The 26,624-nt window shown below is 42.2% G+C and carries 22 protein-coding genes and 2 pseudogenes; 17 read left to right on the top strand and 7 right to left on the bottom strand.

Annotated elements, in window-relative coordinates; all coding sequences use genetic code 11:
- Positions 1-6 precede the first annotated feature (6 nt).
- Complete coding sequence (locus IT6_RS05195; RefSeq protein WP_206828372.1) at positions 7-1,935, bottom strand: phospho-sugar mutase; 1,929 nt, start codon at positions 1,933-1,935, stop codon at positions 7-9.
- A 200-nt stretch (positions 1,936-2,135) separates the two neighbouring features.
- Between IT6_RS05195 and rpsO the strand changes: the two genes are divergently transcribed.
- From rpsO to IT6_RS05145, 10 genes are all read left to right on the top strand, one after another.
- Positions 2,136-2,402: a 30S ribosomal protein S15 gene (gene rpsO / locus IT6_RS05190; RefSeq protein ID WP_134438895.1), complete on the top strand. Its 267-nt coding sequence runs from the start codon at positions 2,136-2,138 to the stop codon at positions 2,400-2,402.
- Positions 2,403-2,480: 78 nt separating this feature from the next.
- Positions 2,481-4,604, top strand: a complete 2,124-nt coding sequence (locus tag IT6_RS05185; RefSeq protein WP_206828370.1) for a polyribonucleotide nucleotidyltransferase — start codon at positions 2,481-2,483, stop codon at positions 4,602-4,604.
- A gap of 43 nt (positions 4,605-4,647) precedes the next feature.
- Positions 4,648-5,133, top strand: a complete 486-nt coding sequence (locus IT6_RS05180; RefSeq protein ID WP_206828368.1) for a redoxin domain-containing protein — start codon at positions 4,648-4,650, stop codon at positions 5,131-5,133.
- Between the two features lie 90 nt (positions 5,134-5,223).
- A complete protein-coding gene (locus IT6_RS05175) occupies positions 5,224-6,315 on the top strand; it encodes a 6-phosphofructokinase (protein ID WP_134438892.1) in 1,092 nt (363 codons plus the stop codon).
- A gap of 91 nt (positions 6,316-6,406) precedes the next feature.
- A complete protein-coding gene (locus tag IT6_RS05170) occupies positions 6,407-6,958 on the top strand; it encodes a hypothetical protein (protein ID WP_134438891.1) in 552 nt (183 codons plus the stop codon).
- Positions 6,959-7,042: 84 nt separating this feature from the next.
- Positions 7,043-8,287, top strand: a complete 1,245-nt coding sequence (locus IT6_RS05165; RefSeq protein ID WP_206828366.1) for a 4-hydroxy-3-methylbut-2-enyl diphosphate reductase — start codon at positions 7,043-7,045, stop codon at positions 8,285-8,287.
- Positions 8,288-8,315: 28 nt separating this feature from the next.
- A complete protein-coding gene (locus tag IT6_RS05160) occupies positions 8,316-9,761 on the top strand; it encodes a leucyl aminopeptidase (protein WP_206828358.1) in 1,446 nt (481 codons plus the stop codon).
- 20 nt (positions 9,762-9,781) lie between these two features.
- Positions 9,782-11,134, top strand: a complete 1,353-nt coding sequence (locus tag IT6_RS05155) for a hypothetical protein (protein WP_134438888.1) — start codon at positions 9,782-9,784, stop codon at positions 11,132-11,134.
- A 157-nt stretch (positions 11,135-11,291) separates the two neighbouring features.
- Positions 11,292-12,119 (top strand): ATPase, encoded by an 828-nt coding sequence (locus IT6_RS05150; RefSeq protein ID WP_134438887.1) that lies wholly within the window; start codon positions 11,292-11,294, stop codon positions 12,117-12,119.
- On the top strand, positions 12,116-12,835 hold the full coding sequence (locus IT6_RS05145; protein ID WP_206828351.1) for a hypothetical protein: 720 nt from the start codon (positions 12,116-12,118) through the stop codon (positions 12,833-12,835). The genes IT6_RS05150 and IT6_RS05145 overlap by 4 nt, the downstream gene beginning before the upstream one ends.
- A 125-nt stretch (positions 12,836-12,960) precedes the next feature.
- Here the strand turns inward: IT6_RS05145 and IT6_RS05140 are convergent, their stop codons facing one another.
- From IT6_RS05140 to IT6_RS05130, 3 genes are all read right to left on the bottom strand, one after another.
- Positions 12,961-13,425, bottom strand: coding sequence for an RrF2 family transcriptional regulator (locus IT6_RS05140; protein WP_134438885.1), 465 nt, complete (start codon positions 13,423-13,425; stop codon positions 12,961-12,963).
- Between the two features lie 69 nt (positions 13,426-13,494).
- Positions 13,495-14,322 (bottom strand): hypothetical protein, encoded by an 828-nt coding sequence (locus tag IT6_RS05135; protein ID WP_206828349.1) that lies wholly within the window; start codon positions 14,320-14,322, stop codon positions 13,495-13,497.
- Between the two features lie 18 nt (positions 14,323-14,340).
- On the bottom strand, positions 14,341-15,081 hold the full coding sequence (locus tag IT6_RS05130; RefSeq protein WP_134438883.1) for a YggS family pyridoxal phosphate-dependent enzyme: 741 nt from the start codon (positions 15,079-15,081) through the stop codon (positions 14,341-14,343).
- 38 nt (positions 15,082-15,119) lie between these two features.
- Between IT6_RS05130 and IT6_RS05125 the strand changes: the two genes are divergently transcribed.
- Positions 15,120-16,049: a LysR family transcriptional regulator gene (locus tag IT6_RS05125; RefSeq protein ID WP_134438882.1), complete on the top strand. Its 930-nt coding sequence runs from the start codon at positions 15,120-15,122 to the stop codon at positions 16,047-16,049.
- A gap of 87 nt (positions 16,050-16,136) precedes the next feature.
- Here the strand turns inward: IT6_RS05125 and speA are convergent, their stop codons facing one another.
- The gene (speA, locus tag IT6_RS05120) at positions 16,137-18,137 is read right to left on the bottom strand and encodes a biosynthetic arginine decarboxylase (RefSeq protein WP_242524367.1); all 2,001 of its coding nucleotides are present in this window, start codon (positions 18,135-18,137) and stop codon (positions 16,137-16,139) included.
- Positions 18,138-18,246: 109 nt separating this feature from the next.
- Here speA and IT6_RS05115 point away from each other — a divergent pair, with 109 nt between their 5' ends.
- Positions 18,247-18,747 (top strand): bifunctional nuclease family protein, encoded by a 501-nt coding sequence (locus tag IT6_RS05115; RefSeq protein WP_134438880.1) that lies wholly within the window; start codon positions 18,247-18,249, stop codon positions 18,745-18,747.
- A gap of 81 nt (positions 18,748-18,828) precedes the next feature.
- Here the strand turns inward: IT6_RS05115 and IT6_RS05110 are convergent, their stop codons facing one another.
- On the bottom strand, positions 18,829-19,734 hold the full coding sequence (locus tag IT6_RS05110; RefSeq protein WP_206828341.1) for a TerC family protein: 906 nt from the start codon (positions 19,732-19,734) through the stop codon (positions 18,829-18,831).
- Between the two features lie 361 nt (positions 19,735-20,095).
- Positions 20,096-20,510: pseudogene (gene tnpA / locus IT6_RS05105) on the bottom strand (IS200/IS605 family transposase).
- A gap of 22 nt (positions 20,511-20,532) precedes the next feature.
- Between tnpA and IT6_RS10645 the strand changes: the two are divergent.
- From IT6_RS10645 to IT6_RS05080, 5 genes and pseudogenes are all read left to right on the top strand, one after another.
- Positions 20,533-20,751: pseudogene (locus IT6_RS10645) on the top strand (helix-turn-helix domain-containing protein); the annotation flags it as partial.
- Between the two features lie 222 nt (positions 20,752-20,973).
- Positions 20,974-21,747 (top strand): pantoate--beta-alanine ligase, encoded by a 774-nt coding sequence (panC, locus tag IT6_RS05095; RefSeq protein WP_206828336.1) that lies wholly within the window; start codon positions 20,974-20,976, stop codon positions 21,745-21,747.
- Positions 21,738-22,766, top strand: a complete 1,029-nt coding sequence (locus IT6_RS05090; protein ID WP_206828334.1) for an N-acetylmuramoyl-L-alanine amidase family protein — start codon at positions 21,738-21,740, stop codon at positions 22,764-22,766. The genes panC and IT6_RS05090 overlap by 10 nt, the downstream gene beginning before the upstream one ends.
- 95 nt (positions 22,767-22,861) lie before the next feature.
- The gene (locus tag IT6_RS05085; protein WP_206828332.1) at positions 22,862-24,049 is read left to right on the top strand and encodes a two-component system sensor histidine kinase NtrB; all 1,188 of its coding nucleotides are present in this window, start codon (positions 22,862-22,864) and stop codon (positions 24,047-24,049) included.
- Entirely contained in the window at positions 24,046-25,440 is a 1,395-nt protein-coding gene (locus IT6_RS05080; RefSeq protein ID WP_206828324.1) for a sigma-54-dependent transcriptional regulator, read from the top strand. Before IT6_RS05085 ends, IT6_RS05080 begins: the two co-directional genes overlap by 4 nt.
- Positions 25,441-26,624: the final 1,184 nt, after the last annotated feature.

The following is a 26,624-nucleotide window of genomic DNA, read 5'->3' as shown; positions in this document are numbered from 1 at the left end:
TCCTTTTTAGCGGTTTATCCTTCTCTTTACATCTTGTTGAATGATTTCCCACCAGCGATTAAGGAAATGCGTTGCATTATCTTTTGTTTTTTCAAGTCCGTTTTCTATTGGGCTATGGGTAGACAAGTAGAATTTTATTTTAGGTTCAGTGCCTGAACCTCGAATGATCAACTTATTGTTGTTTTCAAATATAAACCGGAGCATGATTTCTTTAGGAATAAGATCGCCTTCAATATCATAATGATCTGCTAGGCCAAAATCATCGAATCCCACCCTTTTATTGCCTAAAAACTCCCCAGGAGGATTTTCCCTGTATGACTTAAGAATTTGGACAATTAAGTTTGATCCTTCCGGCCCTTCGAATGTCATCGTCCCCAGTTTTTCAGCAAAATAACCAAAAGTAGTATAAATGCTGTCCAGGTAATCAAGTAGAGTCATTGAATGACGGGCTGCCCAACCGGCTACCTCAACCAACTCAAGGGTAGCACTGTTAGCATCCTTGTCTCGGACATAATCTCCGCAAGAAGTGCCATAACTTTCTTCTCCTCCGCAGATAAAATACTTTCCCTTTTGGAGCTGAACCGCTCTTCTTTCATTAAAGGGATGGTTATCATAATCCTCAAGCCCGGATTGGAGTTCGTATTTTAATAGCTTTGCTCCAATATATTTAAAACCTGTAAGAGTTTCGACGCACTGCACATGGTAATGTTCGGCAATTTTTTTAATCAGATCGGTTGTAACCAATGATTTAATCAAGACTGCTCGATGAGCATTTTGGGCGTTTAGAATACCTTGTTCAAATAACCGGGAAGTCCTGTAGTAGGCAAAAAGAGAAAATATCTGGTTTCCTGTTAGCAGGACAAACTCTCCCTGCTTGTTCTTTACCGCTGCTCCCATCCGGTCTCCATCAGGATCCGTAGCAATGACGATATCTGCTTTTTGTTCCAAAGCTAGATTGATGGCAAGAGAAAGAGCAGCAGGATCTTCTGGATTAGGAGACTTTACTGTAGGGAAGTTGCCGTCAGGGATTATTTGACTAGGAACTAAAAGATAGCGAATTTTATGCCGGTCTAACAGTTTTGGGATAATTTCTATCCCCGTCCCGTGAAGAGGGCTATATACAATCTTTAGTTTTTCTTGAGCTGTCGCAAGGGCTTGGGGTTCAAGAATAATGGTTTCAACTGCATCTATATAAGCACTATCGGCTTCGGGTCCAAGAATAATAGGACTACCTTCTCCATCTTGAAGGAGATAGTCAGCTCTGGATTCGATAGCTTCCACCTCTTTTATGACTTCTGAAGCATGGGGTTCGATAAGCTGGCAGCCATCCCTAAAGTAGGCTTTAAAACCATTATCATAGGGAGGATTATGACTGGCCGTAATCATAATTCCTCCATGAGCTTTGAGCCATCTGACTGTAAAAGAGAGCTGTGGAGTGGATCTTTGGGAAGGAAAAAGAAAAGCTTTTACTTTTGTTTTTTCAAGCGTATGGCCACAGAGCTCGGAAAAATAGCGGGAAAAATGCCTTGAGTCGTGAGAAATCACTATTTTTAAGGCTTCTCCAGGGAATACTCTTTGAAGATATCTTGCAAACCCTAGTGCTGCGCTGCGCACGTTTCGATCATTCATGCAGTTAAAGCCGATGGCTGGATATTGAGGAGAACCATCTAAGCTGGCACTACCGCGTTCGGCTTTCGTTATGACCCTGCCCATAGTTCTACCCCGAATGCCCCCAGTGCCAAAAGAAAGCCTTTTATAGAACCTTTCGTTGAGTTCTTCCCAATTTTGGTTCTGGACAAGTTCATTGAGAGATTCTCTTTCAACAGCGGATAGGTCTTTTAAAGAGAGAAATTCTTCAAGGTTATGAAAGGTAGTTTCAAGAAGCTTTTGCTCTCTAAAGGCTTTTTCGATTGTGTCTTGTAATAAGCTATTCATAGCCGTATGGTGGGAAAAGATTAAGGTTTTTAAATCAATGAAACCTCATTTAATCATAAAGTCCCTTCAAAATCGAAAAAATTCTTTTTCATTGACAATGTGACTCTCATACTTCAAGTTTGAAGGCTTGATGAAAAAAATGAAAAGAGATGATTGCCTCTTTATCCCTTCTGAATATATATCAATATTGACGAATACCTATGGAAGTAGAAACTGACAAAAAAAAGTTAATTGAATCGTTTAGGCTTCACGAGAAAGATACCGGCTCTGCTGTTGTTCAAATCGCCTTGCTTACTCAAAAAATAAAGCGGCTTACCACGCACCTTCAAAATAATCGAAAGGATCATAGCTCAAGAAGAGGGCTTTTACGTATGGTTAACAGGAGAAGAAAGCTTCTGGAATATTTGAATCGTACAGAGCCTGAAAAATATCGAGAAATGCTTAACCGACTTTCTCTTCGAAAATAAGAATCTTCGAAAAATATAAAAAGAGCCTTTTTTTTATAAAGATTTCTTTCGACTGAATATCGAAGGAAAAAAAAGATTATGCCAGAATATACAACAAGGAAATTTGGAGATCAGACTTTAGTCTTTGAAACAGGAAAACTGGCAAAAATTGCTGATGGATCAGTGACCGTATCGTATGGAGAAACAGCTGTTCTAGTGACCGTGGTTTCTGTAACGGAGTTAAAAGAGGATCAGGATTTTTTGCCCCTCCAAGTTGAATACAGGGAAAAGGCTGCAGCAGCAGGAAGATTTCCAGGTGGGTACTTTAGAAAGGAAGGCAGACCTACCGATAAAGAAATTCTTACCTCAAGAATGATTGATAGACCCTTGCGTCCCCTTTTCCCTAAAGGGTATTTCTATGAAACCCAGGTTCTGGGGACCTTGCTTTCCGCTGACGGTCAAAATGATCCTGACGTGATGGCTATTAATGGAGCATCTGCAGCTCTGATGGTCTCTGACATACCCTTTAACGGACCGGTTGGAGCGGTGAGGGTTGGACAGATAGATGGGCGCTGGATAATCAATCCTACTCATAGGGAAAGGGAAATTAGTGATATTGATCTTGTTTATGTGGGAAATGAACATTATCCTTTGATGATCGAAGGAAGTGCACGTGAAATTGCCGAAGAAGAATTTGTAAAAGCTCTTGAATTTGCTCATCAAAATATTCAAGAGATTATTGATGCACAAAAAGAACTTGCCCAGAAAGCGGGAAAACCCAAAAGACGGTGTGTACTCTTTGAAGAGAACCTAGCTATTACAAAGCGCATTGCTGAGCTTTTTTATTCTCAAATCCAGGAAGCACTCTACACGCCTTCAAAAACCGAGCGACATCAAAAGCTGCACAAACTTAAAGAAGAACTGTCCATTAAAATTCTGGAAGAATTTCCCACAGCCACTCCCCGGGAGATAACCTGGTCATTTGACAGTCTGCAGAAAACTATTTTTCGCACTAATGTATTGGCAACGCAAAAGCGTTGTGATGGAAGGGGGCTTGAAGATATTAGACCGATAAGCATAGAGACGTCCGTTGTTCCAAGGTCTCACGGGTCATCTTTATTTTGCCGAGGAGAAACCCAGGCGCTGTGTATGGCTACACTGGCCTCATTGAATGAGGCCCAGGAATTGGATGCGTATGGAGGAGGAGAACAGAGTAAGCGGTTTTTACTCCACTATTTTTTCCCTCCCTTTAGCGTAGGAGAAGTGGGAAGAGTTGGTGGACAAAGCCGGAGAGAAATAGGACATGGTGCTCTTGCGGAAAGATCTTTGCTGCCTGTTATTCCTTCTGAGATCGATTTTCCTTATGCTATTAGGGTAAGTTCTGAAATTCTTGAGTCTAACGGTTCAACGTCGATGGCAACCGTCTGTGGAGGTAGTCTTGCTTTAATGGATGCGGGAGTTCCTCTTAAAACTTCAGTTGCAGGTATTTCCGTGGGTTTGGTAAAGGGTAACGAAGAGGATTCAGATTGGTCACAGTATTGCCTTTTGACCGATATTATGGGGCTTGAAGATCATTACGGAGATATGGATTTTAAGATCGCCGGAACCCGGAAGGGAATAACTGGTTTTCAGCTGGATTTGAAACTTAGCGGCATTCCACTTGAGGTTATGGAAAAAGCCATATTCCAATCAAAGAAAGCCCGAATGATTATCCTGGATTGCATGGATAAGGTGATTAATGCTCCTCGGTCAGAAATATCAAAACATGCGCCTCGTATAGAGAAAATAAAGATTCATCCTGATAAAATTGGGCTTTTAATCGGGCCAGGGGGGAAGACAATCAAAAAAATATCTACTGAATCTGGGGCTGAAATAACCATAGAAGACGACGGTACGGTGATGATCTACAGTTCTTCAGCGGATAGCCTTGAAGCAGCAAGGGTCATGATTGAGGACATGGTTGGAGAGGTGACAGTGGGCGGATTATACCGAAGCAAAGTGGTATCTGTAAAGGATTTTGGATGTTTTATCGAAATAAAAGGAAAAGGAGAGGGGCTTGTTCATATATCTGAACTTTCTGACACACCCGTAAGAAGGGTTGACCAAGTTGTCAGGGTTGGTGAAGAAATATGGGTAAAGTGTATTGGAGTGGACGAAAAGGGTCGCTATAAATTTAGCAGAAAGGCGGCGATGAAAGAACTTCATGCCAAGAGGACTGAATAAGAGTATTTTCTCATTATTAATTACAGGAATAGGAGGATAAGTTATGGCTCTAAGTGTAGGTAGTTTGGCTCCAGACTTTACCCTAAGTTCTAAGTTTCCAGAAGGGATAAAGCAGGTGCACCTCAAAGAAGAGCTTGCAAAAAATAATGTTGTCCTGCTCTTTTTCCCAATGGCCTTTACACCCGTTTGTACTCAAGAGATGTGCACGGTCTCATCTTCAATTAACGAATATTCAAAATTGAATGCTCAAGTTTTTGGGATTAGCGTGGATAATCCCTTCGCACAGGAAGCGTGGGCAAAAAAAGAGGGTATTATCCTCCCCTTGCTTTCGGATCTAAACAAAGAAGTTTGCAAAGCTTACGATGTGCTCCTAAAAGGGTTGATCGGCATTGGTGATGTGGCTGCTCGTGCTGTTTTTGTTATTGATAGAGGACAAAAAATAGTCTATACAGAGGTTACAGCCTCTCCTCTTGAACTGCCAAAGTTTGAGCCAATCAAAGAAGCATTGCAGTCGATTCTTTCCCGCTAAAAATTGTCAATTGGCTTTTATATTAAAAAATGAGGTAGGGATGGTTGACTTTCTAATACGCCTGTATGTCGATGATATAAATGATGTTAAATGAAAAGTTATCGGATCGGAGTACTTACCAGTGGAGGAGATTGTCCTGGGCTTAATGCGGCAATAAGGGCGGTGGTGTGTGCTGCAGGTCTTTTGGGCTGGGAAGTTTATGGATTTATTGATGGTTTTGAAGGGCTCATTTCCCCAGTTAGATATCAAATTTTGCATGAAGAAGATACCCAGGGGATTATATCTCTTGGGGGAACCATTTTAGGAACGACAAACCGGGGAAGGTTTACGACGAAAACAGGGATAGGAGAAGTCAAAAGGTTGCCTGGACATCTTATCGATGAAGTAAAAGAGACGCTTGAGGGACTGGGTATTGGTGCACTTATTTGTATTGGCGGTGATGGTTCTCTGACAGCTGCCCAACAGCTTTATGAATCGGGAGTACCGATTGTAGGTGTGCCTAAAACGATTGATAACGATCTTTCTGCTACCGATTATACCTTTGGGTTTTATTCCGCGGTGGAGTATGTTTGCCGATCTTTGGATAGGCTTAGGACAACGGCGGCGAGTCATCGGCGCGTGATGGTGGTAGAGGTCATGGGGCGATATACGGGTTGGATCGCTCTTTATGGGGGCCTTTCAGGTGGAGCTAACTTGATATTGATTCCAGAAATTCCTTTCGAGTATTCGAAGATCGCCTATCAGGTTAGAAAAAGAATTGCCGAAGGCAACTTCCAGACAATGATCGTTGTGGCTGAAGGGGCCCATCCCAAGGATGGTCAATACTATGTAGTGGAAGAAGGGAAAAGTGCAACGGCTGAAATTAGGCTTGGAGGGATTAGCAGGCATCTGGAGAAAGTTATCCATCTGATGACCGGCCAAGAAGTGAGAGCTGTCATATTGGGTCATCTTCAAAGAGGAGGAGAGCCTACAGCTTTCGATCGAAATTTAGGCATGATGTTTGGTGCTGCGGCGGTTGGATTGGTACGGGAAAAGCGCTTTGGCTATATGGTTAGTTACCGCGAAGGTAAGATTGGAGCTGTTCTTATCCAGGAAGCGATACGAGAGTTAAAAAAGGTGGATGTTAATTGTCCAGAAATTAAAACTGCCCGGGCTATGGGGATTTCTTTTGGAGAAGAATAACTTTCTTTTTTTAATTATGACCTATTCTATTTGCATAGACCTTTCTGATGTTATTGCTTTGCTTTTTCAATTGGTTTAAAACGAAAAGATCGTGAACGAATTCAAAGATTTTTTAGAAACCCTTAAGCAACCTGAATATATCCACGTTCTACTTAATCCGTTGCCCGTTTATGGATTAGGGATGGCACTTCTGGTCTTTATCATTGGTTCTGTGGTAAAATCGAGGGGAGTACAGGCTGTGGGGCTCGTTTTAATCCTTTTGACCTGTGCATCGGGTTGGATTGTTGAACATTATGGAGAAGAGGGCTACGATCGAGTCGAAGCGATGGTTTCTGAAAAAGAAAAAGCATGGCTTGATGCTCATAAAGAAAGGGGAGAGCGGGCTGTATGGGTGCTCTATGCCGAGGGGCTTGTAGCTATCCTTGGATTAATTGCCTTGGGAATATTTCCTAGAGCGATGCAATTTTTAGGCACAGCTGCCATTATTGTTGGACTAGCCGCTTTTTTTATGACAGTGTGGACAGCTCATGCGGGAGGGAAAATCCGGCACAAAGAATTCTACGAAGGTCCTCCTCCGGGTTATGAGAAAGCTAAACAGCAACCGCAAAAGACAGATGACGCTCCTCTTCCTAAATCTGAATAACGATCAAAAGTAATTTACCTAAGCAATCATTCGTGGTATAGAAAGAAGTTAAAGAAAAATCATTAAAAAATCGGCTAAAAAAATATGGTTGAAAAAATTCAGCAAAAACCAACGAAAGTGAATTTAAGGACCCCTGAGGTCATGAATCTCGTCAAAGCCGAAGTCGAAAAACATTACCGTAGTCCTCTTGTTGATTATTTAAAAACAACGGGAGGATATTTATCCGGTGGTGGTCTTACCGTTAAACTGGCAAAGGCATTCGGTTTTTGTTACGGAGTAGAAAGAGCGATTGATCTTGCCTATGCAACGACCAAGGTATTCCCTTCAAAACGGATTTTTTTGCTTGGTGAAATTATTCATAACCCCGAGGTTAACGATCAGCTGACGGCGATGGGTATAAAGAGATTGCAAGCGGTAGAAGGAGGTTATTATCTGGATGGATTGACGGCCGATGACGTGGTTATTATTCCTGCTTTTGGGGCAGAGGTCGAAACGATGAGAAGGATCCAGCAGATTGGTTGTCAAATTGTTGATACGACCTGTGGTGATGTGATGACTGTCTGGAAGCGGGTCAGGCAATATCGGAACGAGGGCGCAACTTCGATTATCCATGGGAAAGCATGGCATGAAGAGACCAAGGCTACGGCTTCCCGGGCGATTGGGGAGAATGGTAACGGCCATTACCTTGTGGTCTACAATCTTGAAGAAACCGATTACGTCTGCAACTACATTCGATATGGGGGCAACAAGGAAGAATTCTTGGAAAAATTCAAAGGAGCGGTTTCTCCAGGTTTTGATCCCGATGTTCATCTTTGTCATGTGGGTGTAGCCAACCAAACCACGATGATGCGGGGAGAAACTGAAGAGGTACAGCGCCGGATCTGTAAGGCTATCGAGGATAGGTATGGGAAAGAAAACCTGCACAAGCATTTTCGTTTCTTTGATACTATTTGTGGAGCAACTCAAGAAAGGCAAGATGCCCTACTGGATATGCTTGACAAGGAAAAACTCGATCTGCTTATTGTCGTTGGCGGCTATAACAGCAGCAATACTTCTCATTTGGCTGAAATCGGGGAAAGTCGGTTGCCTACCTATTTTATAAAGAATGCTGAGAAATTAATTTCTTGTCATCAAATCCAACACTGGGATCTTCATAAAGGCCAGGAGGTGATCACCGAAGGATGGCTTAAGGATGGAGAGATTAACGTTGGGATTACGGCTGGAGCTTCCTGCCCGAATAATTTAATCGAGGAAACCATCCAAAGACTTTTTGAACTGCGTGGTATCGGGGTTGAAACCCTTTTAGCCAACCATATCATGGGTTATTGAGACAACTAGAGCTTAGAAGAAAACAGTTATGAATCTCCATGTACAGAAAGAATTTCCGGGAAGAGGAGATAAGATAGTTTTTGTCGAAGAGGGGAAGTTTCAGAAAGAAGGGGTGAGCCCAGCAGAGTTTGAAGGCAAAAAACTCAGCACTCTTTTATGGCGTGAGCCTTGGGGAAGGATTGTCTATGTGGGAATAGGTACTCATCCTTATAAAAGGGACACCCTGCGCAAAGCCGCGGGGTTAGGGGTTAAGTCTCTTTTAAAAATAGGAGCTAGAGACATTAGCCTTGATTTTTCCCCTTGTGCTGAATTTCTGCCTTTTGCGGCTGCTGCGGTTGAAGGAGCCATCCTTAGCTCCTACCGTTTTGAGCAATTTAAAGAGCAGAGTGCCCAAAGAAAGAACAAGCTTGAAGATTTAAGGATAATTAGCGGGCCGGTTTCCGATGAATCCTTGCTTCAGAAGATAGAAAAAGAGGCGCAACAGGCTGTCGAGATCGCTGATGCGGTTAATTACGTCAGAGCCATTGGCAATATGCCAGCTAATTATATAACTCCTGAAGTTCTTTCTCAGAAAGCCCTAGAGCTTGCCGAAAAAAGAAAAACTATCCGTGTAGAAGTATTTAATAGGGAGCGATTAGAAAAAGAAGGATTCGGAGGACTGATCGCTGTAGGTAAGGGATCAATCAATGAACCCAGGCTTATCGTTTTAGATTATGCCCAAGGGGAGTCTGCCGCTCAACCTGTCCTTGTTGTAGGCAAAGCGATCACTTTTGATAGTGGAGGCATATCGATAAAACCGGGCGAACATATGGATGAAATGAAGTATGACAAGATGGGGGGGTGTGCTGTTTTGGGCATTGTGGATGCGGTAAGCAGGCTTGGGTTGCCGCTGAGGCTTGTGGGCATAATTGCTGCTGCTGAAAATATGCCAAGTGGGCAAGCCTATAGGCCAGGAGATATTCTTCAGACTTATGGGGGAAAAACGATTGAAGTGCTTAATACTGATGCCGAGGGCAGAATTGTGCTGGCTGATGCTTTAGCCTATGGGATAAAGCAGTTTAATCCCTGCCTTGTTTTTGACCTAGCTACTTTGACTGGGGCTTGTATTGTGGCTATTGGGAAACAGAAAGCTGGGCTTTTCAGTAACAGAGAAGATATAGCTGAATTTCTTTGGAAACAAAGCGAGGATTATGGAGATCCGTTATGGCCTCTGCCTTTAGGCGATGAGTTTGATGAAGCGATATCAAGCGATGTAGCGACTGTCAAAAATGTGGGGGGTAGGGAAGGGGGCGCTTGTACAGCGGCTTCGTTCTTGCGGAAATGGGTAGGAGATGTTCCTTGGGTCCATTTGGATATAGCGGGTCCAGCTTGGATAACTAAGGAATATCCTTATCTGGAAAAGGGAGCTACGGGATTTGGGGTTCGGTTGATATGCCGCTATTTGATGAGGCGGATCGAGGATAAGTCCCTTTAATTGAGATAAAAAAAGAAGACATGAGGCGGTTTTCTCGAGGATTGAAAAGCTTCATTTATTTTTTTGTTTTAGCCTTTGTTTTATTGCATTCAGCCGTTTTTTGTTTTTCGGAGCGCCTTGCTATCCTTCCCCTTGCACAGGGTCAAATTAAAAAAGCTTACGATCTTTATGTTTCTGCTAGCGGCGATTGTTATCTCGTTTTTGCTCGGGAAGCGATTAAGCCTTTTGCCGGAGCATCATATAAATGGAAAGTGGTGCTGGGAAAATGGGATAGGAAAGGAAGAGAGCTTTGGGAAAAACCGATTGGAGATTATTATGGCATGGATAACCGGTTTTCCCTTTTTTCGGACAGGCCTCAGGAAATTTTCATTCGGGGAGTGATTGAAAATCGTTTTATTCTCTGGAAATTGAGTTCCGGGGGTAAACTTCTATGGAAAATAGAAAGAGAGTCGGCTTTTTCACTTCCTGACAGGATCGCAGTTGGCGATGGTGAAGGAGGGGCTTTTGTAGCAGTGCCCGCGGGTCTCTTTCCTTCGGCGGAAAAAAAGGACATAAGTCCAATGGAAATCGTCCATTACTCGGCAGAAGGAAAACAGATAGATCATTTTCCCCTATCCTTTGGGAAAAGTCCTGAAAATAGTTGGCTTCCTTCCGGGCCAGAAACCATGGATACCCTCGTGGGGATTGTTCCCATTTCCTCCCAGCAATTTTTCTGTTATGGTTATACTGCAGGCTTCGGTCCATTTGCGGCTAATATAGGACAAACCATGGATTATGGTTGGCTCTCCTCTCCGCTCATTGTCTCTCATGTTCATGTTTTTGCTCGACAATACGACCGGAGGGGAAAACTCTTATGGAATGTTCTCCTTCCAGGGAATTGGAATAATCTTGTGGTTTCGGCATTTTCAACCTCTGGAAATTTGACTTTGTGCGGAGTTTCAGAAAGTTTTTCATGTCCAGATGGATCTTTTCGCGCACCCAACGATCTTTACAGTCTGCAAACTTTTGTTTTTCGTTATTCTGCTCGAGGCGAGTTGCTCTGGTGTAGGCAATTTGGCGTTGGAGTTTCGCTGGCTCCAGTGGCTATATCCACAGCTAAAGATGGTCGTTCTTATGTGATCGGGGAAATCAAAGAAGTTTATCCCCAACAACTGACTGGTAGTGAAAAACCAGGAAGGGTTTTCCTGGCTTGCCTGGGTGATAAAGGAGAGCTTTTATGGATTGAGCAATTTGGGGCGATGACAAGTACTCCTTTTCCTAGCCTAACAAGAGATGAAAGAGGGGCAGTTTATTTTGGATTGAGAACCCCCCGTTTTAACACCTTAGGACCTCTTGACGATGTCCAACTTGTGCGTTTTGTTCCTGGCTCTTAATATTGGAGAAGAAAAGCTTAAAAAAAGGAAAAAGATCAAGAATACTAGAAATAATCATTGAAAAAATAAAAAATAAGATTAGTTAGAACTTTTAAGGGATAATTTGAGTAATTTTGAGAAAAAGAGAGTTAAAAAATAGGAAGGAGTCTTATTAACTATGATTAAGCATCGATTTACTCTGCCTTTGCAGAGCAAGGGTAATGTAGGGAAATCAACACAAGCTTTATTGCAGATATTCTGGATGAATGCTAGAAGCGTTTCATGGCAGGCTTATGACCTGGATAATGATAACCAAACCTTGTCTCGAGCGATACCAGAAGCGAAGTTGGTCACGTTATCAGAGGAACCTGAAGCGGATTTTCTGAAAATATTTAGGACAATTCCCGAAAAATCGGTTACCGTTCTTGATCCTCAAGCTCATTTTTTCCGAGTACTGCTTCATTCGTTAGATTTTACTCATTTTCTTGATTGGAGCACACAGTCGGCTATACGGACAACTCTTTTGCTTTTCCCGGTTGACGACTTGAGTGTCATGGATGAACTAGCAGATATTGTGGAAAAGTTTGGTGATAGCGTAGATTACCTGGTTGTTAAAAATAGAGCAAAAGCTCCTAAAACACGGATGTATGATGGCAGCCAACTAGAAAAAGAACTTGCTGCTTTAGGTGCTGCAACCCTAGAAATTCCAGCTCTTCTTTCAGATACTCGCAATTATCTCTCTCTATTGGAAATCGAGCTACAACGGCCGCTTAATATTTTAGAGATTATTTCGGATAAGAAGATCAAGATGGATCTTTTTCATCGGGTGATACTTGAAGATTGGGTAAAAACAATGTTCGATCAGTATGATCGAATTGCTGGTTATTTGCTCCCTGATGAGGAGGCGAAGAGGGTGATGGAAACCTGGAAAAAACCAGCCGAGGAAAAGAAAGGACTTTTTTCGCAAAGACGGGGTTCAAAGATTAATTTATCGAATCTTCAATGAAACCTTTTAAATCTAACTGGTCAGTGCCTGCAAAATCCCCCTTTCCTTTTCCATCTTCAAAAAGTCCATTGCCGACAACAGCGGACCAAAAACCTGTTAGGGAAAACTCTTCTTTGAAAGAAGAATCTGTCCCATCCCCATCTTTGCCCTCAAACGGTTATTCTGAAGACAAAGAAGATCCTCACCGGTATTGGAAAGCGGCGATATCAAGGTTGCCCACCGAAAAAAGAGAGATGGCTTGGGAATGGTATATTGAGCATTGCCAAGGCGAGAAACCTTTGGATACATTACCTGGCCTTTTGCTATTGCTTGAAGCCAATGCCGCTTATCTGGATTCAATCCCTAAGGAGGTAAGTCGATTAATACAATCGCTTCCTTCAAACAATTTTTATGTCCTCGAAGAAGGTCTCAAAGAGTTAAAAGCCTTTGTGAGTTATCTGGAAAATTATCAAAAGCAAATTGAAGAGGTTATTCATACCTTGGCAGAGAGCCACCAGGAAATAAAACAGATCGTGGTTGAAGAAAAGTCTAGGAAGGATAAAGAGCTACCCAATCGAGACGAGCTTATCAAAAAGCTTCTGACAAGTGTGGAGAGCTTGGAAAAAAAGAAACATCTCTTAAGAATTTGGGCAGTATGGTTTCTTTTGGCAGTAGGGTTTTTAGGGGGAGCATCATTATTTTTTATCCTTAAGATCCTTTTCCCTAAAATTTTTTGAGCTTCTCTTTCTTCAATTTTATCTTTTGGTGCTTATCACGAATAATTTTGAGCCTGTTAGCCTATTTTTCTCATTTCCTATAGCTTGGGAAAGCTTTTATTTTTATGGGAATGAAGATCTTTGGATTAGATTTCAAAAACGAACCCGTCAGTGGCCTCGACTTTCAACTTCATTTCTTTTTGTAATAGCTCCTTTAAGGAAGTTTTATCAAGCACTGTGGATATCACATCTCGGGTCTCTTTCATCAGAAGACGAATGACGCAGGTTTTCTCATCAATACAATCTTCGCAGGGAGCATAAGCCGTCTGGCTTACACAGCGTACGGGAGCAATAGGACCATCGATAAGGCGTATGACCGATCCAACAGCAATTTTTTCTGGGGGATATTCAAGAGCATAGCCGCCCCCTTTGCCCCTTCTGCTACTCAGAAAGCCATTGTTTTTGAGTTCAAGCAAAATCGATTCAAGAAATTTTTTAGGAATTTTTTCTTTTTCAGCAATTTCCTGAATTAAAATCGTTCCCCTCTGCTGTTCTCTGGCTAGATAAAGCAGTGCCCGAAGGGCATATTTGCTACGTTTAGTTAAAAACATACTTTAGATAAAAATATTTTAATCACATTCTCTAGAAAATAAATAGAGATAAAGAATTTTTTAAAAAAATTATTGATTCTTATATTCTTCTAGGATAGGGAGCTCTTCGCTAAGATAATTTTTAGGCGGTTTAGTCCACGACGAATCAAGAAGAATTTCTTTCTTTTGAAGAACGATTTTCATTGGTTGTTCATCCTCCCTCCATTGAGTTTCAACAGGAAATCCAACCTTGGGAGGAAGGGATGCCCAGATGTCTAGGGCAGCAAAGGGCCAGGCATTTTCACCAAGAATGAAGGAGAGGATCTGGCATGTTTTTCTCAAAACGGGGACAACCCTATTCCACTCGTCGGCTTCGGAAGCAAATAAGGGTTGTATCCAACAGGTAGAATCGGTTTTTTCGTTTTTCCCTATCCACTGAAAGAGTTGGCCAAAAGGAGAGATCTTGGTTCCACTACTCTTTGTCCAGGATCGCTGTGGGGGGGGACTAAAGGGATCAAACCTCCCGTAGTGGGGGAAAAAAGAGGGATTTAGAATTTCTTCGATGCTCTGTTCGGTAGGATCAATAAAGGGATCTCGACGAATATTATAGCTGCTTTCCTTGATCTTTTCTACCTGTTTTTGGATTTGACTCCAACTAAATTTCCAGTATCGTCCGTCCCTGTGCTCCATGCCCAAGAATAGGTCTTCTTTTTGGTTATAAACAACCGAAAATAACTCTTTAGGCCGGTCGATGCGAAGAAAGGGCTGTTGGATTTTGAGGTAAAGCTCCTCTTTTTCTTTATTTTTAAAGAAAAGAAAAGTATAAGAGAAACCTGGAGAGCTCTGATCCAGAGCATAAAGGACAACGCTCAGCGGCAAGATCAGCCAGATAAGAGAAACGTAAAAAAGATTCTTCAAAAGCTATTTCCCAGAGGATTAAAGAAAAGTTTGGGTTTCACCTATTTTAAGAAATGACCCTTTCCGTGGCCCAAGCAAGAAAGTTCCTATCCTAATCATCGTTGCTCCTTCTTCTATGGCGACTTCGAAATCCTGGCTCATACCCATGGATAAAACCGGTAGATGAACTCCGTTATGGGATTCTATTTTGTCCCTCAACATCCTGAGTCGAGAGAAAACGGGTCTTACCTTTTCAGGATCTTCAACAAAGGGAGCAATAGTCATCAACCCAAGGATTTCTAACCGGGGAAGGCTGTTAATAGACATGCATAAGGATTCAGCCTGTTCTGGAGTGGTTCCAAATTTTGTCGATTCACCCGAAACGTTAACCTGGACTAAAATCTTAAGTGTTTTCCCCAGTTCTTGAGCAAAATGAGAAAGCAAGGTAGCATCCTCGAGTGTATCAACTGAATCTATCCAGTCGAATAGATGGGAGCTAATCTTTATCTTGTTTTTTTGAAGATGCCCAATGAAATGCCATATTCCTTTTTCCCCAACCTGCTGTTTTTTAAGGCGAGCTTCTTGAACGCGGTTTTCCCCTATATGAATAATACCCAGCTGCAGTAAAGCTTCGATGATTTCGGGTCCAAAACCTTTGGTGACCGCTACAATAGTGATATCTTTGGGGTTTCGACCACTTTTTTTTGAAGCGGTTTCTATTTTGGATTGAAGTTTTTCTAACCTTTCTTTAATTGAAGGAATATAAAAAGAAAAATTCATAATTTGACAAATTATTAGATTTACTAAAAATTATTTCGATGCAGATTGAAACACTCAAAGCTTTTAGGGATCTTGTAGAAAGCCGAAGTTTTAGTAAGGCCGCACAATTGAACAAGATTAGTCAATCTGCTGTTAGTCAACAGATTCGTTCTCTTGAAGAGCGTTTTGGCGTTCCCTTGATTGAGAGGGGTAGCCGTAAGGTTCAATTGACAAAGGAAGGAGAGATTCTCTACCATGCTTCTCGGGAAATTGTTGATATATATACAAGAATAGAAGCGAAAATTTTCGAAATCAAGGAGTCTGTTTCGGGGACTATTCGTGTTTCGGCTATTTACAGTGTGGGTCTTCATGAACTGCCTTATTATTTGAAAAAGTTTCTCAAACTCTATCCTGAAGTCAACATCCGAGTTGAATACCGCCATTCTCGGCAAGTTTATCAAGACATTGCCGAAGGAAATAGTGATATAGGCATCGTGGCCTATCCATCCCCTAGAAAACAGATCAAGATTGAGCCCTTCCGCAAAGATCGCATGGTAGTCATATGTAGTCCGACCCACCGTTTTGCCCATTTAAAAGAGGTAGGCTTGGAACAAATTGCCCAAGAAGGCTTTATCGCTTTTAGCTCAGACATGCCGACGCGCAGGGAACTCGACAAGCTCTTTAGGGATAAGGGTCTTGAGTTTAGACCTGTTATGGAGTTCGATAATGTAGAGACGGTTAAAAGGGCGGTAGAAATTGACGCAGGTATTGCCATTGTGCCGATGGCCACGATTACCCAGGAGTTAAGAAATGGCACCCTAAAGATGCTCGAACTTTCTGGGCCCCCTTGCTATAGACCGATCGGGATTCTTTATAAGTCAGGGCGCATGCTTACCCCTGCGATGCGCAAGTTTATCGAGGTTCTCCAGAAAGAGGATGTATCTATTGATACTCCTTTAGATCTTTTAAAAATCAAAAATGGGAATTGAAAAAAAAGCTTATCCCGGGTTGTAGAAAGGCAAGGGAGTTTTCGTGGGCAATTTTCAGGCGGCTCAATGAGGATAGTGTTCAGTCCTTTAATCGGTCAGTTGTCCAGTAGATAAGCTATGTTCCAAGCCGACTTCCAGGATCGACTTTTTCTTGTAAAGCTGATCGTATTCGATCTCTAGGTAAGTGGATCTTTTTAAACCGTTCTCGTAGAATTCGAGAAGTCGCATTCCTTCATTGGGCTTAAGAAGATTTTGTTTGATGGCGTTATCAATTTGGTTTTTCATGGCGTTTTCAAGGATCTTGGGCTCATATTGAACCGCGCTCAAAGCCTCTCCAATAGTTAAGGCCGGGATCGTTTCTTCAATATAAAAACCATCAGGTTCATCAGGGTCGATGAACACATGAGCTTCATTAACTCTTCCAAAAAGGTTGTGAAGATCCCCCATGATGTCCTGGTAAGCCCCCACAAGGAAAATGCCTAACAGGTAAGGCTTGGAATCCAGGTTGTGCAGGGGGATAGAGCTCTGATGTTTTTCTTCACCAGTCAGAAAAGAACAGATTTTACCGTCAGAATCACAGGTGATGTCCACAAGAAATCCACGATTATTGGGTTTTTCATTGAGCATGGAAATGGGGACAACGGGGAAAATCTGTCCAAGTCCCCAATGATCTATCAAGGATTGAAAAACCGAAAAGTTACAGAGATATTGATCGCTTAGTGATTCTCGTAATTTGCGAATCTCTTCCGGAACCTGTTTGGCCCCATTATAAAGATTAACTACTTCCTTGCAGATTTCCCAGTAGAGGGTTTCAATTTCAGCTTTGGTTTGAAGATCAAGTAGTCCAAGCTCAAACATGGATTGGGCATCTTCCTTGATTTGAAGGCTATCGTGATAGTTCTCAAGCCGGTTTTTTTTGTTGAGTAATGTTTTGAGTTCAAGGAGATCCTGGACAAGCTTGTGATTAGATTTGCAACTGACGCTGTGTTGAGTCAGCGGTTTGATCTTCTGGATAGCCTCTAGAACATCGACAACAAGAACCGAATGGTGTGCGACAACCGCCCTTCCGCTTTCGGTCACAATGGTGGGATGAGGAACTTTTTCTTCATTACAAATTTCAGCGATGTTATAAACAACATCCCGTGCATATTCCTGCAAGGAATAATTGATGCTTGAATCGGTGGACCTGCTCCCGTCGTAGTCCACGCCAAGTCCTCCTCCGACATCAATGTACTGGATAGGAAACCCAAGTTGGTAAAGCCTGGCATAATACCTTGAGGCTTCTCTTACGGCTCTTTTAATGGTAATAATATCGGGAATTTGAGAACCGATATGAAAATGGATCAGTTGAAGGCAAGAGGATAAATGGTTGTCTTTTAACCTCTGGATAACCTGCAAGAGTTCTGCTGTGGATAGTCCAAACTTTGCTTCTTCCCCACTCGAATAGGCCCAGTGCCCTCTGCCCTTTGAGGCGAGCTGAAGCCGAACGCCTATGATTGGATCAACTTTGAACCGGTTAAGCCCATCAATCACCAGATCCAGTTCTTCGACTTTTTCAAGCACTTGAATAACTTTTTTGCCCAGTTTTCGTCCAAGGAATATTGAATCGACAAATAGCCTGTCTTTAAATCCATTGCAGATAAGCAAAGATTCTGAATCTTTAAGCATGGCCAAGGCGGCAAAAAGTTCAGCTTTGCTTCCCGCTTCCAGACCGTGATGAAAGGGGGAACCTGCATCAACGATCTCTTCAATGACTTCGCGCAGCTGATTTACTTTTATGGGAAACACCGCTCGATATTTTCCCTTGTAATTTGCTTCTTCGATCGCCTCATTGAATGCTTGGTTAAGATTAAGAACTCGGTGACGTAAAAGATCTTGAAAACGCAGAAGAAGAGGAAAATTGAGTTTTCTTTCAAGGGCTTCGCGAATAACCTTGAAAAGATCTAGCTCTGGACCTGCATCTTGAACAGGTCTTACACAGATGTTCCCTTCCTTGTTAATGGAAAAGTAGCCCGCTCCCCATCGGGGTATCTGGTAAGTGTTAAGGGCTTGGTTTATCTCCCATGGGTTTTTAGCTTGCGATATCATGGAACTCACAATATAAAACTACAAAAAAAAATCGCAAAAATTGTCTATTATTTTTTATTTTTTTCTTTCGCCTCTTGCAAACTCAGCAAAACCGAATTATGAAAAGAGTGTGAGAAATGATGTCATCCCGATCGAGGTTAAAGGAATTTTGCCCAGTAGCCCCAACGGTTTTGCCATATTTCTAGGTAACGAAGAAAAAGTATTTGTCATTAATGTGGATAGCTATGTGGGTAGGGCTATAGCCATGGCTATTAGAGGAGAAAGGAACGAAAGGCCCTTGACACACGAGCTGATGGCGATGATTTTTGATTCCCTTTCGATCAGTGTTGAACGGGTAGTCATTAACGATTTGCGTAGTAACACCTATTTTGCAAGGCTGCTATTGCGCGCTGAAAATGAAGTGCATAAAAAAATTATTGAATTGGATGCTCGACCGAGCGATTGCTTAACGTTGGCTTTGCAATATAAATGCCCCATTTATGTAGCTCAAGACGTCTGGGAAGAAGTCGAGGATATGTCTGAGCTTCTAGAAAAAATGAGGGAAGTACAAAAAAAACAACAGCAGGAACCTCCAGAAGAACCCCCGTTTTTTGGGGAAGAAACGAAATAAAGCCTCTTTTTTATGCAACTTCCTTATGGCAAAAAGAGGTTTCTTTGGCCTTGCCTATTTTTTTTAAGATGATTGGCAGAATCAGTTGCTAGTATTTTTTTTGAAAAAACCCTTTTCCCAGATCCCGTAGAAAATACAGCAGACCATTATGCCAATGAAACTATACAGAGGGGGAATATCTATCCAGAGCTTGGCTATGAGTTCAGTTCCCATAAGTATCAGGAGCCAAGCGGAAAGCTTGCGGATTGAGATGATTTTTTGAGCTGTTTTTTCAACAATAAAATAGAGAGATCTTAAACCCAGTACCCCACAGATATTCCCTCCGATGATAACAAGGGGATCTGAGCTCAAAGCAAAAGAGGCAGGAACAGAGTCAAAAGCAAAAACAATATCGCTGCTCTCAATCGTGAGCAAGGTGAGTGCAGAGGCTCCCAGAACAATTTTGTTTTTTGTAAGGAAAAGCCATTTCTTTTTTTCTTGGGGATCGAAAACAAAAGGACCTAACCGTGTACTCCTAGTTTTTGGAAAGGGATGGTGGGAAGGAGCTTTTTCGGGTTTGAAGAGCTGATAAGCCCCATAAAAAAGAAAAAGACCAAAAAGGGGATAAATCAATGACCAATGTGAAGCAAGAGAAAGACCAAGTATGATAAACAAAACTCTGAGTATAATGGCTGAAATAATACCTATATTAAGAATTTTCTGCCTAAGGTTCTGATCTGTTTTAGAAAGTTCGAAGATAAGATGAAAAACGATAAGGTTATCCAAGCTAAGAAGGTATTCAATCCAAAAAACGCCAAGAAAACTCCATGCTTTTTCAGCTCCTTTTGTGAACCCTAGCCAGAGTCCTAGAAGCAAACAAAAAAAGATCCATGATAAAGACCTGACAAAAGAGAACCGAACCGTAACCTTTGATCGGAAAGAATTAAAGATTTGGCTGACTAGCCCTATACCCAATATAGAAAAAAAAAGTATATAAAAAAGATCCACGGATGGTGCCTATACTCGCTAATACTTTTGTATTGTGACCCTTATAAAAACCTTAAACAAAAACCTTTTTTCAACTTTGTTTATTTGTTGTAAAAATGATTTCTTTTCCCTAGAAAATTTCCTTTGTTTTTTTCCTTTGATTAGCTTTTTTTTATTTCGATCCCCAAATCAATTCCTTTTTGTGTGCTTTGAATATAAAAACTCAAGAGCTTTTCTTTATGATTGAGCCTTTTTTTGAATATTAATATGTTTTAATACGACTTTTCTTTGCTGTTGGATTGACATTGACCCGGTGCGTGGGCTTGCCTCGCCGCTTGGGGCGGGGAAGGATAGCGCGGAGGGCGTAGCCGTCCTTGGGTTTTCAGTGTGGCGTCTGCAGCTGCCCTGGTGTACTGGCGCACGATGGAGATCGGAGCGCCGCCGCAGGATGAGGCGAAGTACGACGGCGACCACAGCACACCGCGCCAGTAGCGTTTCTGAATGTCTGGCCGCTCCTTGCGCAGCAGACGGCTGGATACGCCCTTGAGGCTGTTCACGAGGCTGGAGACGGCGACCTTGGGCGGGTACTCGACCAGTAGATGCATATGATCGTCTTTGCTGTCCATCTCGATCAGTTGTGCCGCGAAGTCGGCGCAGGCCTTGGCGAAGATCGTGCGCAGCCGGTTGATGGCGTCGCCATCGAACACCCTGCGTCGATATTTCGCCACAAAGACCAAATGGACGTGCATCTTGAAAACACTATGTCGACCGTGTCGAATATTGTTGTCATCGTTCATAGACCAAGTATAATTATAATTTATGCTAATCCGCCAAGCCTTCAAATACGAACTGATGCCCAACGGGCAGCAGCAGCGGCAGATGCGCCGCTTTGCTGGCTCGTGCCGGTTCGTCTACAACAAGGCGCTGGCGTTGCAGAAAGAGCGCCACGAGCGCGGAGAAAAGAAGCTCGGCTACGCCGGGCTGTGCAAGCTTCTCACAGAGTGGTGCCACAGCGTTGAAACGCAGTGGCTAGTGGAATGCGGATTTGAGGAACACGCCGATCTAGTCGGCGCGATCAATGTTTTAAGGGCGGGACACGCCCGGATGGCCTGTGGATCGAACCGCAGTGGCGGTCAGAAGCAGGAACCCACCGAAGCGACTATGCAAGGAGCAATCCGTGCGTAGCGCCGTAGGAATCTCCGGCCTTCAGGCCGGGGAGGATGTCAAAAGATTAAAAAGCAAAGCAACTGGCAATAATTGATGATAGAAATTTTTTCCCCTTTGACGATGCAACTTCTTGCCATGCAATGGAAAAGGCAAGGGAAGGAAGCGGTTTTTGTCCCTACCATGGGAGCTTTACACAAGGGACATATCGCTCTTTTCAAAGAGGCACGGCAACTAGGAGATCCTCTAGTTGTCAGTATCTATGTTAATCCCAAGCAATTCGGTCCCCATGAAGATTACCAAATCTATCCCAGAAACTATGAAAAAGATAAACAGGTCTGTATTGAACAGGGAGTGGACGTGCTTTTTGCTCCTTCAAGCCTCTATCATGAAGATCATTCAAGCTGGGTAATCGAAGAAAAAATTTCTCAAGGTCGTTGTGGAGAATTTAGGCCTGGACATTTCAAAGGGGTAGCCACGGTGTTGATGAAACTGTTCTGGCTTATTCAACCTTCTATAGCAGTTTTTGGTTGGAAAGATGCCCAACAGCTTGAACTGGTGCAAAGAATGGTAAGGGATTTTTACCTACCCATAAAAATTGTTGGGGTTGAAACGGTAAGAGATGAAGATGGTCTTGCTTATAGTTCCAGAAACACTTATTTGAGTGAAGAACAAAAAAAGATAGCTTCGCAACTCCCAAGGATCCTGAAGGAAGCGGCGTCAATGCCTGGAGGTGAAGTTTGGGCAAGGCAAGAGCTTGAAAAAATTCCTTGTTTTAAACTAGATTATGTGGAAAAAGTAAATGGGCGGTTGTGTGCAGCATTATGGATAGATAATGTAAGGTTAATTGATAATTTCCCATGCCTCTGATTAGAATTTTACTTTTATTTCTTTTTTTTGGCCTTTCTTTTTTAAGAGCTCAACAATGGCATCTTGCAAGTTTTGGTAAAAGCCAATATGTTCCCTTGGAAGATTTTTGCCATTTCTACAATTTTTCATCCTTTGATTCATCTCCCACCCAAGACATCCATCTTTCCAATGGCTTTACCACCCTGGATTTTAAACCCAATACCTCGGTTGTCTATATCGATGGGGTCAGGCATTGGCTTTCGTTCCCTATTGTTGAACGTTCTGGGGAGATATGGATTTCAAGAACCGATCTGTCCTGCTTGTTTGAACCCATACTGAGACCCCGGATGATTCAGACTGAACGGGTTTATCGTGGAGTGGTTATCGATCCGGGACATGGAGGTTCGGACAAGGGAGCTGTCTCAAGGAAAGGAACAGAAAAAAACTATGCGCTCGATACAGCCCGCAGACTTGCTGCACTGCTTAAAGCCAAGGAGATACCCGTTGTGATGACCCGAAATGAGGATGTTTTTGTCCCACTGGAAGAAAGAGTCAGAATAGCCTCTTTTTATCCCGATTATATCTTTGTCAGTATTCATTACAATCAGGCTTATGGTGGAGGACACGGTTTGGAAACATATGCCCTTTCTCCACATGGATCCCCTTCCACGAATAGTGGAAGGCTTTATCGTACCGATTATATCCCGAGTCTTGGAAACCGGACTGATCCCCTTAATATTTTGCTTGCCCATGACATTCATTGCCAGATCATCAGACTTCATCCCGGTGATTCAGATATGGATAGAGGCCTCAAAAGGGCAAGGTTTAAAGTGCTCAGGGAAAATATGCTTCCCAGTGTACTCGTTGAAGGAGGATTCCTTTCTAATTCTATTGAATCTTCTCTTGTAGATCATTCCGTTTACCGGCAAAAACTTGCCGAAGCCATTGCTCGTGGAATATTGACTTTCTTTGAGCAGGTTAACCCACACAGAAAAAGGGCAGAAAAGAAAGCGTTTGCTTCTGGGGATTCTGGTCTTTAATTTCTTTCAAAGAAAAGGTTTCGAAAAAACGGTTTATCCGTTGCATTTATCAACAAATAAGAAAAACTTATATCTAAATAGTTTTGTGAATTTTCATGCGCCACTCTTTTTTAAGTAAACTTTTGGGGAAATTCGAAAGAGTAGGACCCAGAGAAATCCAGAGCGTTTTTTTGAGGTTGGTTAAAGAAAAAGGGTTTCTGGAAGCCATATTTAATGCTCTGCAAGAGGGCATTATCGTTCTCGATAATCAGGCTAAAATTAAATATAGTAATCTAACGATCCAGCGGCTGTTTGGCGTTTCCCCCGAGTATATCTTGGGAAAGGAAATCAAGCAGTTTATTCCGTTGATCGATTGGTCGGAATTAATTTCTTTAGGAAAAGTCATTAGTCGAGATTTCCAGGTTTTCTATCCTGAAACGCGTTATCTCAATCTTTCTTTAATTCCTCTCGAAGAAATTGGAGATAAAAATGCCGCTTTTATCGCTATTTTCTATGATATTACAACAACGCGAGAAAAGACTCTAGAGACCATAGAAAGTGAAAAACTCAATCTTTTGACCATTCTTGCGGCAGGGGTAGCCCATGAGCTTGGCAATCCGATCAATGCTTTGGGTATACATTTTCAGTTAATCGAAAAGAAAGTTAAGAAACTTCTTCATCTGAAAAAGGGCCAACAAGAGGATAAGCAATTGGAGGATTCTTTTGCAGCCATCCGGTCAGAAATCCGCAGGCTTGATGGTATCATTAACCAGTTTCTCAAAGCGATCCGGCCTTCAGCTCCTAAATTGAGGTTAATTTCTCTTAACCAGGTCCTGAAGCAAACGGTAGAATTTCTCTCACCAGAAATCCAGAACCTTGATATTCTCATCGAAATGGATCTCGATCAGGGACTGCCTCTTGTCCGAGCGGATCGAAATCAGTTAAAACAGGCTTTTTATAACATTCTTAAAAATGGGATAGAAGCGGTAGGAAAAAATGGAATCATAAAGATCAGTACTCATGCCGATGATGCTTTTTTGATCGTTTCGTTTCAGGACAATGGAACGGGTATTTCACAACAAGCTATGAGTCATATTTTTAAACCGTATTTCACAACTAAAACCTCCGGCACTGGCTTAGGTCTTCTCATCGTTAGAAGGATCATCCGTGACCATGGAGGAGAGGTGCAGATTGAAAGTCAAGATGGGAAAGGAACAACGGTAAAAATTCTTTTGCCACGAGCCGAGCGGCTGATCAGGCTGCTGCCTATGGCCGAAGAAAAGAACACCCCTGCTCATCAATGAATATGGAAGCCGATACTCCCAAGCTGCTGATCATTGAAGATGAAAAAAGAACGCGGATGGGTTTGGTCATGGCTCTAGGAGAAGAGTTCGACATTTATGAGGCTTCGGATCTCTCTTCTGCTATAGCCATTTTAGAAAATGAACCTATCGATATCGTTCTTGCTGATATAAGACTGGGAAAAGAGTCAGGTTTTGAAATCCTATCAAAAGCAAAGTCTTTGTCTTTTCCCCCTGCCTGCATTTTCATGACCGCTTACGGTTCGGTAGAGAACGCGGTTGAAGCGATGAAAAATGGGGCAGACGATTATATCACTAAGCCGATAGATTTGGAAAAATTAGAAATTACCCTAAAAAGGGTTTATCGGTCACGAAAGGTGGAAGCTGAAAACCTGCAGTTAAAACGTCAGCTCAACTTAAAATATGGTCTTGAGAAAATCATTGGCAGTTCGAAGCTGATGAAAGAGGTTTTTGAAAAGGTCAAGCAGGTAGCTTCGACCAAAGCAACAGTGTTACTTGAAGGGGAAAGTGGAACAGGTAAAGAGCTTGTTGCTCATGCCATCCATCAACTTAGTCCCAGGAGAAATTGTCCTTTTGTCGTTGTCCATTGCGCAGCTCTTTCCCCGCAACTTCTGGAGAGTGAGCTTTTTGGTCATGAAAAGGGAGCTTTTACAGGAGCTGTAGAGAGAAGGATAGGTCGTTTTGAAGAAGCAGCACGGGGGACTCTTTTCTTGGATGAAATAGGCGAGATCGATCTGCCCACGCAGGTTAAATTGCTCCGAGCCTTGGGAGAAAAAACAATACAAAGGGTTGGCAGCAACAAAACGATAGCTGTTGACGTCCGCGTTATTGCGGCGACGAACAGGAACCTTGAAAAAATGGTTGAAGAAGGGAAATTTAGAGAAGATCTTTTCTTTAGATTAAATGTAGTGCGCATCTTGATGCCTCCTTTAAGACAGAGAAAGGAGGATATTCCATTGCTTGCCAAAGCGTTCCTAGCGGAATTTGCTGCTGAAAATGGAAAAAAAATTGATCGGATTAGTCCTGAGGCCCTTGAAGCTCTTTTGGATTACGATTGGCCAGGAAACGTCCGTGAACTAAAAATGGCTATTGAACATGGGGTAGTTCTTTGCCAGGGAGAAGAGATCTTGCCTAAGGACCTTCCTGAAAGAATAAGAAAACCAAAGGGCCTGTTTAACGAGCCCATCCCCTCGACATCAATAGGAACGGATTGCTTCAACTTGAAAGAAGCTGAAAAACAACTTATTATTAGTGCCCTCAAATATTGCCAGGGCAAAAAAACGACGGCTGCAAAAAAACTGGGGATAAGTCGAAAGACCCTACAAAGAAAGATCAAGGAGTTTGAGCTTTCCGATTTTGAAAAGCTAGATTAAGGACTTCGAACGTCACAGAATTAAATTTTCTTGAATGTGTTTGATCTGGAACTGATCAATCGATCCCTGTTATCCGACGCTATGATCGATTGTTTAGCTGAGATCCTTAAGCAACAAGATCAATTTCTTTTTTGTCGATCATTGAGTCCGGATGCCTTTGGTTTACAGCAAGGAAGAGGAAAAAAAACCGAGCACGATCATAACATACGAATCTGGAGCTAAATGCCAGAACAAGTTTCTCTTCTGATCGCTGAAAGCGACACTGGCTTTGATCATCACTCCTTGTGAAAGTTCTTGGACTGGGACAACTCTTCAGCCCATAGGGGCTGATTCCAGCGGTCAGGCAAGAGCTTCCCCTGCTATCTTCTTTGCCAGCTGCTCTTATAGTAGGCAGTCTGCAAATGGTTCATAAGCTTTTTCATTCTTATGAGTGGAGATAAAACCAAGTTATTAACAAAATATTAACAAAAGCGAGGAAAAGATAAAAAAAACTAAAAAATTATGATTTTGCATTTAATTCATCACAAGGATTTTCTTTCTTTTCTTCTGGAACAACAAGCTAATCAGATTTCGTAAACTAAAATTCCTTTCTCATGATCAATCGATTTTGTTTATACTTTATTGATTTCAAATCCTACTTTTTTAAGTTCATGCCTTTCCTTCTTTTTTCTATCCTTTGTCACAAAATCTATAAGCAAAAGAGCCAATAATATTTTTCTATCTTGTTTGAGCTAAAAATGAGAGGATTAGGGCTAATCTCTATAGATTAACAGCCAAAAAAGAGGAGGTATACGGTGCTTACGATAAACCGCTTTCTTTTATGTCCGATTATCTCCCGGTATAGGAATTGGGACCTTTTTTTTTGTCATTTCCGGGATGTATGAATTTCCCAAAACTTTGTTCAAAGAATAAGGTTCTTGCAAAACAGCTGACCGCATCTCCGAGAAGCAATCCCCTATGGTGCAACTTTTCATAAAAGTAAAGAGCTGGGAATACAGCCAGAGATAAACTCACAACTCGTTGTTACCAAAGGCTATATGGATTTGATCCTTTCAACACCTTGTATGAATACCTTAGCCTTTGCTACGGAGTATCGGTTTTGGACAACTCCATGGATTGCATAAGCCAGAACTATAAGGGTTTGCTACAACGCTATCTACTAGATATAACGAGAATAAGACACA

The organism is Methylacidiphilum caldifontis, assembly GCF_017310505.1.
Classification (GTDB): domain Bacteria; phylum Verrucomicrobiota; class Verrucomicrobiia; order Methylacidiphilales; family Methylacidiphilaceae; genus Methylacidiphilum; species Methylacidiphilum caldifontis.
Note: the sequence above shows the minus strand (reverse complement) of the source record. Positions and strands in the feature narration are given on the sequence as shown.

Bases quoted from the DNA above. Each gene is read 5' to 3' on its own strand.
- IT6_RS05185 (WP_206828370.1), top strand. From the start codon at position 2,481: ATGCCAGAATATACAACAAGGAAATTTGGAGATCAGACTTTAGTCTTT.
- IT6_RS05195 (WP_206828372.1), bottom strand. From the start codon at position 1,935: ATGAATAGCTTATTACAAGACACAATCGAAAAAGCCTTTAGAGAGCAA.
- IT6_RS05175 (WP_134438892.1), top strand. From the start codon at position 5,224: ATGAAAAGTTATCGGATCGGAGTACTTACCAGTGGAGGAGATTGTCCT.
- speA (WP_242524367.1), bottom strand. From the start codon at position 18,137: ATGATATCGCAAGCTAAAAACCCATGGGAGATAAACCAAGCCCTTAAC.
- IT6_RS05165 (WP_206828366.1), top strand. From the start codon at position 7,043: ATGGTTGAAAAAATTCAGCAAAAACCAACGAAAGTGAATTTAAGGACC.
- IT6_RS05130 (WP_134438883.1), bottom strand. From the start codon at position 15,081: ATGAATTTTTCTTTTTATATTCCTTCAATTAAAGAAAGGTTAGAAAAA.
- IT6_RS05180 (WP_206828368.1), top strand. From the start codon at position 4,648: ATGGCTCTAAGTGTAGGTAGTTTGGCTCCAGACTTTACCCTAAGTTCT.
- IT6_RS05125 (WP_134438882.1), top strand. From the start codon at position 15,120: ATGCAGATTGAAACACTCAAAGCTTTTAGGGATCTTGTAGAAAGCCGA.
- IT6_RS05145 (WP_206828351.1), top strand. From the start codon at position 12,116: ATGAAACCTTTTAAATCTAACTGGTCAGTGCCTGCAAAATCCCCCTTT.
- IT6_RS05085 (WP_206828332.1), top strand. From the start codon at position 22,862: ATGCGCCACTCTTTTTTAAGTAAACTTTTGGGGAAATTCGAAAGAGTA.
- IT6_RS05090 (WP_206828334.1), top strand. From the start codon at position 21,738: ATGCCTCTGATTAGAATTTTACTTTTATTTCTTTTTTTTGGCCTTTCT.
- IT6_RS05140 (WP_134438885.1), bottom strand. From the start codon at position 13,425: ATGTTTTTAACTAAACGTAGCAAATATGCCCTTCGGGCACTGCTTTAT.
- IT6_RS05080 (WP_206828324.1), top strand. From the start codon at position 24,046: ATGAATATGGAAGCCGATACTCCCAAGCTGCTGATCATTGAAGATGAA.
- IT6_RS05150 (WP_134438887.1), top strand. From the start codon at position 11,292: ATGATTAAGCATCGATTTACTCTGCCTTTGCAGAGCAAGGGTAATGTA.
- IT6_RS05155 (WP_134438888.1), top strand. From the start codon at position 9,782: ATGAGGCGGTTTTCTCGAGGATTGAAAAGCTTCATTTATTTTTTTGTT.
- rpsO (WP_134438895.1), top strand. From the start codon at position 2,136: ATGGAAGTAGAAACTGACAAAAAAAAGTTAATTGAATCGTTTAGGCTT.
- IT6_RS05160 (WP_206828358.1), top strand. From the start codon at position 8,316: ATGAATCTCCATGTACAGAAAGAATTTCCGGGAAGAGGAGATAAGATA.
- panC (WP_206828336.1), top strand. From the start codon at position 20,974: ATGATAGAAATTTTTTCCCCTTTGACGATGCAACTTCTTGCCATGCAA.